Origin of the sequence: Lentzea sp. (assembly GCF_036380075.1) — a bacterium.
Taxonomy (GTDB): Bacteria; Actinomycetota; Actinomycetes; order Mycobacteriales; family Pseudonocardiaceae; genus Lentzea.
This window is the reverse complement of the sequence record NZ_DASVFL010000156.1, coordinates 1-7,355: the sequence shown is the minus strand read 5'-3', so window position 1 is coordinate 7,355 and position 7,355 is coordinate 1. Positions and strand designations below refer to the sequence as shown.

General features: G+C 68.0%; 4 protein-coding genes and 1 pseudogene. 2 read left to right on the top strand and 3 right to left on the bottom strand.

Translation table 11 applies throughout. From position 1 onward, the window contains the following. Positions 1-973 precede the first annotated feature (973 nt). The 3 genes from VF330_RS18460 to VF330_RS18450 form a co-directional block, all read right to left on the bottom strand. Positions 974-3,007 carry a hypothetical protein gene (locus VF330_RS18460; protein WP_330852860.1) on the bottom strand — a complete coding sequence of 678 codons (2,034 nt, stop codon included), beginning with the start codon at positions 3,005-3,007 and terminating at the stop codon, positions 974-976. A 365-nt stretch (positions 3,008-3,372) separates the two neighbouring features. After that, positions 3,373-3,657, bottom strand: coding sequence for an integrase core domain-containing protein (locus VF330_RS18455; RefSeq protein ID WP_330852861.1), 285 nt, complete (start codon positions 3,655-3,657; stop codon positions 3,373-3,375). A 479-nt stretch (positions 3,658-4,136) separates the two neighbouring features. Then, entirely contained in the window at positions 4,137-6,587 is a 2,451-nt protein-coding gene (locus VF330_RS18450; protein WP_330852859.1) for a CHAT domain-containing protein, read from the bottom strand. 56 nt (positions 6,588-6,643) lie between these two features. Here VF330_RS18450 and VF330_RS18445 point away from each other — a divergent pair, with 56 nt between their 5' ends. Continuing rightward, positions 6,644-7,171, top strand: a complete 528-nt coding sequence (locus VF330_RS18445) for an IS5 family transposase (protein ID WP_330852858.1) — start codon at positions 6,644-6,646, stop codon at positions 7,169-7,171. Between the two features lie 23 nt (positions 7,172-7,194). Next, positions 7,195-7,355: pseudogene (locus VF330_RS18440) on the top strand (IS5/IS1182 family transposase); the annotation flags it as partial.

The window sequence follows — 7,355 nt, the reverse complement described above, 5'->3', positions numbered from 1 at the left end:
TGAGCCGTTGACGACGACGATGCCGTGCACCGATCCCGCCTGCACGATGGCGCCGTGCACCGAACCGGTATTGCTGTTGGCCGTCTCACTTGAAGGGAGATCGCTGGTCATGCCCACTTGTCGATCTGGAGCGCGCGGGCGTTTCTACGTACTGATCACCTACCTGTGGGGAATGCGCGACCGCGCCGCCCCGAAAGGCGCCTCCCCCGGCTGCTGCCCAAGCTCCATCCTCAGCCCGGAGCAGTTAGTCACCGCGCTCCGCAATGACGAAGGCATCACCAGTTCACGCCGCACAGCGGCCACAGCGTCCCTCTCAACTGCTCCCAGGACTGCGAACGGACGATCAACGCCGCTTACCGCATCGTCGCGCTGGCGCGGCAGTTCGCCGTGATATCCGTCGAGGCGGAGCGTCCACGGCTGCCTGACAACCGAGTTACCAAGGTCCGCCCGATACCGAGCGGATCCAGGCGGCGTGCACGTCGACTTGCGAGTGGACCCGCCGTCACCACACGGGCGCACCGAACTGGCGATGGCGCGGGACGTGACCCCGGCCAGCAGCCACTCCTGCCCGGACCACACGTACGCGAGCCCGCCGCTGTCGCCGGAGCAGCTGTCTCGGTCGAGCATCGAGCCCCGGCCACGAACTCCTGGGCTGGATCGGCTTTGAACCTCGGGTCCCTGCTCGCCATCGGCACGTTCACGCGCCGCCGCTGCCCATAACCACGGCGGCCGCTGGACTCCGCGGAGCCGTATCCCGCCAGCCTGATCGACGCGATGGCGGGCGGGATGAACTCCTTGATCCGCTCGAACATGAGCGTGAAGTTGGCTTTCGCCAGCACATCGAGCCAGATCTCGCCGAGGTACGGCACGAGGTACAGCCGTATGTGGAATTCGTAGCTACGGTAGGTGTTCTTCGCGAGGCCCTTCCGCTTCGGTAACCACACCTGTCCCCCGGACCGCGGCTGGCCGTACGTCACGGTGCCGTGCCAGGCTGCTTGGCCCACCAGTCGCGGTACGTCAGGTGCACGAAAACGTACTCCTCACCGGTTCTACGCAGCAGCAGGCGGTCTTTGGCCCACTCCAGGAACTGCCCCAGGTGCGGCGGCATCACGCCGGTCTTCGCGAGCTGCCGGTAGACGATCCGCGGCGTGAACGCGTCGCAGACGGCGTGCTGGGCGGTGAGGACGAGTCCGCCGGCCGAGCCGAGCAGCAACGGGGCGCAAAGCAGGACGAGGAAGTGCCAGGCCGAGAGGTCGCGATCGAAGAGCAGGTATTGGCCGATCGCGCTCGCGCTCCCCGCCACAGCGCCCCCGGCGATTCCTGCGGCAAGCCCGCCCACCAGCAAGGCGACGACGGCTCCTGCGGTTCGTCTTGCGACCGCCTCGTATACACCGTCGGCGGCGTCGACTGCGGCGAGGAACACCCTCACCGTCGCGATGTGGAAGTGGTAGGAGCCGTAGGACGTGATGACCAGGAGGAGCAGACCAGGAATCAACCACCAGTACCACGACGCCGAGAACCCGCTCATCCAATGCACCGCGACGATCATGACCACGATCACGATCACCGCGTGCAGAGCCGCCAGTCCCACCCCGGCGAGGTCGCGCCGCGCGTCCTCTCTCCTCATCGCGCTGTCGGGCTCGCCGGTGAACCAGTGCGGTGCGTCCGCGCGAATCCAGGCCGTCGCAGCGGTGACCACCGCGACCAGCGGCGCCGCCCACCACGACGCGAACAGCAGAGCCGTACCACCGGACAGCAACGCCATCGGCGCGCTCAGTGCCAGCAGGGAAGCGCGTAGCCGAGACCAGTCGATGTTGTCCAACCCGACCGACTGCGCTCTGAACCTAGTGGCGACCCACGGCCCAATCGCCGATGGTGACCTGGCGAAGAAGGACAACCACCGGCGCACATCGAGCTCTGCGAAGTCCGGGCCGTCGGCCAGCGGGGCGCGCGGACGGTCCAGCATGCGCTGGGTGTACGCGGCGAACAGGCTGTCGCGGCCGGTGAAGCCCACCACCGGGCGGTCCAGATACGCCAGCGCGGCGATGTTCAGCGTCAGCGGGGTGACCAGCAACTCGCGCAGCCCCTCGTCGACCTTCATCTCCGCACGCAGGTAGTCCAGTCCCGGCCCCAGCGACTTCATCCAGGCGTCGGCCTCTGTCGGCGTGAGCGGCAGGATCTGCACGGCTCCCGCGAGGCTGAGCACCGTCTGGACCTGCTCGTCGTAGGCCTCCACCCGGCAGGTCACGACGACCGGAACCTCGCGGTGGCTGTCGCGAAAAGCGTTGAGCGCTGCCGCGCACTTCCGCATGGCCGGCACCTCGTCGAGGCCGTCGAACAGCAACGTCGCCAAGCGGTTCGTGATCACGGACCTGGCCTCGCTCTCGGATAAGTCGTAGAACCGCTGCAGCTCAGCGACGACCCACTCCTCGAAGATCCCTGTGCCGGACGGCCACGACGACAGGTTCAGCACGACCGGCGTGTGCTTCCGGGCGATCAAGCCTTGTGCCAGCTCGAGCAACATCGTCGTCTTGCCCGCACCCGGAACGCCGAGGATTAGCAGTCGGTCGCCGCACCGGTCGTACACCTCGACCGGGGACACCCCGGTCAGCAACTCCTGCTTGTCGCGTGACAAGAGGTGGAGCGGATGGGTCACCTTGGAGCGGTCGGTCTTGAGACTCAACTCGACCCGCAGCTCCTCGCGCAACGACTCCGCGAGCACACCTTTCAACCAAATTCGCTCCGTCTCCGAACGTAGACGGCCTTGAAGCCGCAACTGTTCGGCTTTTGTCAACGCGTCGGGCTGCGGCCAGCGGGAACGCACTTCCCACACCACGTAGAGCATGGTGGCGATCAAGCCGAACAAGACCGCCTGCCAGGAGTGCTGCTGGACGAGGCGCAGAGGGCCAGGAAACTCGGTCTCCGTGGCCGCGTTGACCGAGACGGCGATGAAGACAGGCAGCACCGCGACGCCCAGCAAGGTGCGCAGCAGCGCTCGTCCACCCACTGGCACCTCCCCGGTCAGCGCCCCAACATTACGCGACCTGCGATCGTCAGCGGCGTTTGCCGCAGACGCGAAGGGGGAGCCTTCTAGGACTTGAGGTCCGGGAAGGCTTCCCCTTGTGAGTGAGGTCAGGCGGAGGTCATTCCTTGCGCTTGCGGACGTCGTTCACGCACTTCACGATCTTGGTCCGCGGGGGTCGACCGGTTCGTCGATCAGCGGTGGCGAGCGATTACCAGTTTGACGAACTCTCACCCGTTCGGAGGCTAGGTCGATGTGCTGCACGCGTTCGCGGACGCCGTTGAAGCCGACGCTGCGTCGCTCGTCGCCTATGGGTGCCAAAACATGGCTCAACGGTTTTGACCTGCGGATCAAGCGGCTGCAGGTTCGTACTCGTTGATCAAGCCGCCGAGCACGTGCCGACGACGTACGGATTTACAACCTGGGTCTCCGGTCGGATGACCGGGTCGTGGCGCGGTGTGTTGCAGCGCTCGGTGTGGTCGGCGGTGGTTGTAGTGGGAGACGTAGTGGTTCAGCACTGACTTCAGGTGACGCTCATTGATGATGAGCAGCCGATCGGTGAGCTCGCGTCTGACAGTGCCGACAAAGCGTTCCGCGTAGCAGTTGGCCCGTGGACATCGCGGTGGGATCTTCACAATGTCGCTGCCGGCGTCCGCGAGAACGGAATCGAACGATACCGTGAACTGACCAGCCCACCGCAACACCGTGCCCGGCGACACCAACCGGTGCTCCCGGAGCCAGCGAGGTAGCCGACGCGGTCAGCACGGCGCGGTCAGCCCAATCCAACCGCGGACGACCATGAGTGCGGCGCAACACCGCGACCTCATGCCGCAACACCAACAACTCGACGTCCTTCGCCGCCGAAGACCGGCAGAGCAGGACCAGCCAACCACCCAGCTTGACGAAGATGAGGTACAGCAGTCGCAGCGCCACGCCCACGATCATGCCGACCGAACAACAGGACCCGACCACCGCAGCTCAACGCATGTGTACGGAGTTCTGGCACCCCACAACACGGGCCCATCACCCGCGCGGAGTGGACGAAGTTCATCCCAGACTTGGAATTCAGCGCTCCGTGCGTCTGACGACCCGCCGACTCCAGACATGTCTCCGCCTACGCTCCGAAGTGCACGTGCGACGCCCAGGCCGACGAGCTGTCGCGGTAGTGGTCTCGCGCGGTCCGGACGGCGCGGTGCAGGGCGGTCGCCGACATCGCGGGATCGAAGCCGGGCGAACCCGCCTGGACCTCGCGGTAGAACACGCGGCTGATCCTCGTCGCCGGGTCGTCGGCCACCTCCCACAACGTCCCGACCACGTGCGGGAACCCGCAGAGCTGGAAGGCAGCCGCCAGGTGCGCGGACTCGTCCACGAGCGCGGCGTTGTGGCTCACGGCGGTCGTGCAGGCGGACAGGAACGCGAGCTGGGCGTTGTCCAGCCTCGCCGCGTCGAGAGAGCTGACGGTCAGCGGTTCGGCGGTGCGGCCTCGCAGGATCAGGCGGCTGTCGGCAGGTTCGACGGGGTCTGCCACGGCGTGGCAGGCGAAGTGGACGAGCGAGGCCTCCGGCAGATGGCGGAGCACGGTCGCCTTGGTCGGCCCGCCCTCGTCGTCGAGGAGCAGGACCGACTCGGGCAGGATCTCGTGGAGGCGCAGGGCTTCCTTGCGTGCGGACGGGAGCCCGTCCGGCGACGCCACGATCAACGCGCGGCCGGGCCCGAGCCGACGCTGGACGGCGCGCCTGCTGTGCAGCAGCGCTTGCACGGTGGGCGTGTACGACGTCACTACCCTGTCGAGGACCGAACGCCGATCACCGTCGAAGTCGCGACGACCCGCGGCGTGCAGTGGCAGCAGCCCGAGGAGACCACCCGGCGCCAACCACACCCTCGGCCCCTCCTCGTCTGGCTGGTCGTGGCCCAGCTCGCTGAGCACCGGAGACATCACGTTGTCCCACAACCATTCGAGCGCTCCCCGCAGGACCGTCTCGCCGTCCCGCGTGTGCAGGGCCTGGTGGTAGGCGACCACCCGTTCGACCACCGCCTCCAGCGTCAGGCCGGGAAGCGGGAGGAAGCCGACACCGGACGCCGTGAGCACGACGGCGGCGCAGCCGAAGCGGCTCGTGTTGAAGAGCACGATCGGGCCTTCCTCGCCTGCCACGACCAGGTCCTCGAGAGCCGGAGGCCGGGCGAACAATGCGAAACCCTCCTGTGCGCGGATCTCGGCGAGCACGGCCTCCAACTCCTCGGCCAGCTCGTGGCGGTCCCGTCTGACGGCGAACGGCTCGGGCTCCTCGTCGAGCTCGGCCCTGACGGCGGCGAGGCGGTGCGCCAGATCCGGGTGCCAGCGTGCCAGCTCGGCCGTGTCGTCCCGGATCGCGAGAGCGTGGCTGAGCCCGATGCCGCGTCCCAGCTCCAGCAGACCCAGCGCACGAGCGGCGCGCTCACGGGCGGGCATGGTCTCGTCGGCGAGGCACAACGCGACGGCATCGGCCGTGAGGTTGGTGAACCCGCTGAGCACGTGCCGGTGGTCACGGCGTTGTACTGCACGCGGCAACAGCTGAGGCATCAGGAGAACCGCCCGTTCCAGCACAGCCGCCGCCCGGCGCGGGTCGCCGTCGCAGAGCAGGTCCCCGGCCTTGCGGGCGGCGCTCACCCGGACCGACGGCGGCAAGGACTCGTTGCCCAGCACCGACATCTGCGCCTGGATCGCTCCCGCTCTGTCGCGGTGACGGCTGAACGAGCAGTCCAGAGCAAGGCTGAGAGCGTTCAACGCGGCCGCATCGCACCAGTGGTCGGTGTGGGGCAGGCTCACCGCCGTGCGCGCGCACTCGACGGCTTCGTCGAGGACTTCCTGTTTCTTCGTGAGATGGAACAACGCGTGCAACGCGTCCGCCAAGCCGGTCATTGAAGACGCGAGGCCGGGGGCGAGGGCAAGAGACGCCCGGAACGCTTCGATGGACGCCTCGATCTCGGCCTGGGTCCCGGTGAGCCGGTGGCGCGCGTATAGCTGCGCGCCCAGGTTCGCGAGACGCCCCGGACGCGCCGGGTCAGCGTCGTCGGTGGCCGACAGCAGCGAGTTGAGGAGCGTGATCGTCTCGTCGAGCGTGTGCTCGGAGGGATCGCGCTTGCATGCCAGCATCAGCGCGGCAGCAAGGTCCGAGAGCACCGTGACGTGCGTTCGGTCGGTCGGCCTGCTTGCGGCCGCCGCGTCGCGGTGCACCGTGATCGCCTCGACCAGACTCGCCAGGTCTCCGGTCCGCTCGAACCGCTCCTGCAGCGAGTTCCCGAGGTTGCACAGGGCGGCCACCAGGTCCGTGCGATCGTCGCCCGCGCACCGGATCGCGGCACGGCACACGCTCACCGAGGACGACAGGTCGGTCGTGTCACGGCTGTGCCCGAACCTCAGCCGGAGGGTGTTTCCGAGGCTGAACAACACCTTGGCGCCCATGGGGTGATCCGGCGGCATGATGTCCGCCACGCGTTCCCACACCAGCGCGGCGCGGTAGACGTCGTCCCGTTCGGCGCTCTCGGTCGCGCGCTCCACGGCACGCGCCGCAGCGGCCGCTCCCACCTCGACTAGGCCGTGTTTCAAAGGTGAGGTGATCGGCGGCGTGTCGGTGCCGGAACGTGGCGAGGTCTCCGGTAAGTCGGTTAGCGACCAAGCAAACCTGCAGTACCGGAGACCTCGTGGCCAGCGTAGCGGCAGCGGGGCGGGCCGACCTGACCGACGCGCAATGGGCTGTGTTGCAGCCGCTATTACCCGTCGGTGTCAAGCCGGGACGCCCGCCGAAGTGGAGCAAGAGGCAGTTGATCGACGGCATCCGGTGGCGGGTGCGCGTCGGTGCCCCGTGGCGTGACGTCCCGCCTGAGTACGGTCCCTGGCAGACCGTCTACGGGTTGTTCCGCCGCTGGCAGCGGGCCGGAGTCTGGAAGCGGATCCTGACCGGCTTGCAGGCCCGTGCCGATGCCGCCGGGCTGATCGTGTGGGACGTATCGGTGGATTCCACGATCACGCGGGCGCACCAGCATGCCGCCGGTGCACGGAAAAGGGGGATCTGCAGGTCGAACCGCCCGGCACCCCGGCCGGCGGAACCGAGCCCGACGACCACGGGCTGGGGCGCTCGCGTGGCGGCTGGACCAGCAAGCTGCACCTGACCTGCGAGCAGGGCCGCAGGCCGTTGTCGCTGCTGATCACCGCCGGACAGCGGGGCGACAGCCCGCAGTTCACGCCGGTGATCGAACAGATCTCGGTGCCGCGCCTGGGGTCCGGTCGCGCCAGGACCCGTCCGGACCGGGTTCTGGCAGACAAGGCATACAGCTCGAAAGCCAACCGCGCCTA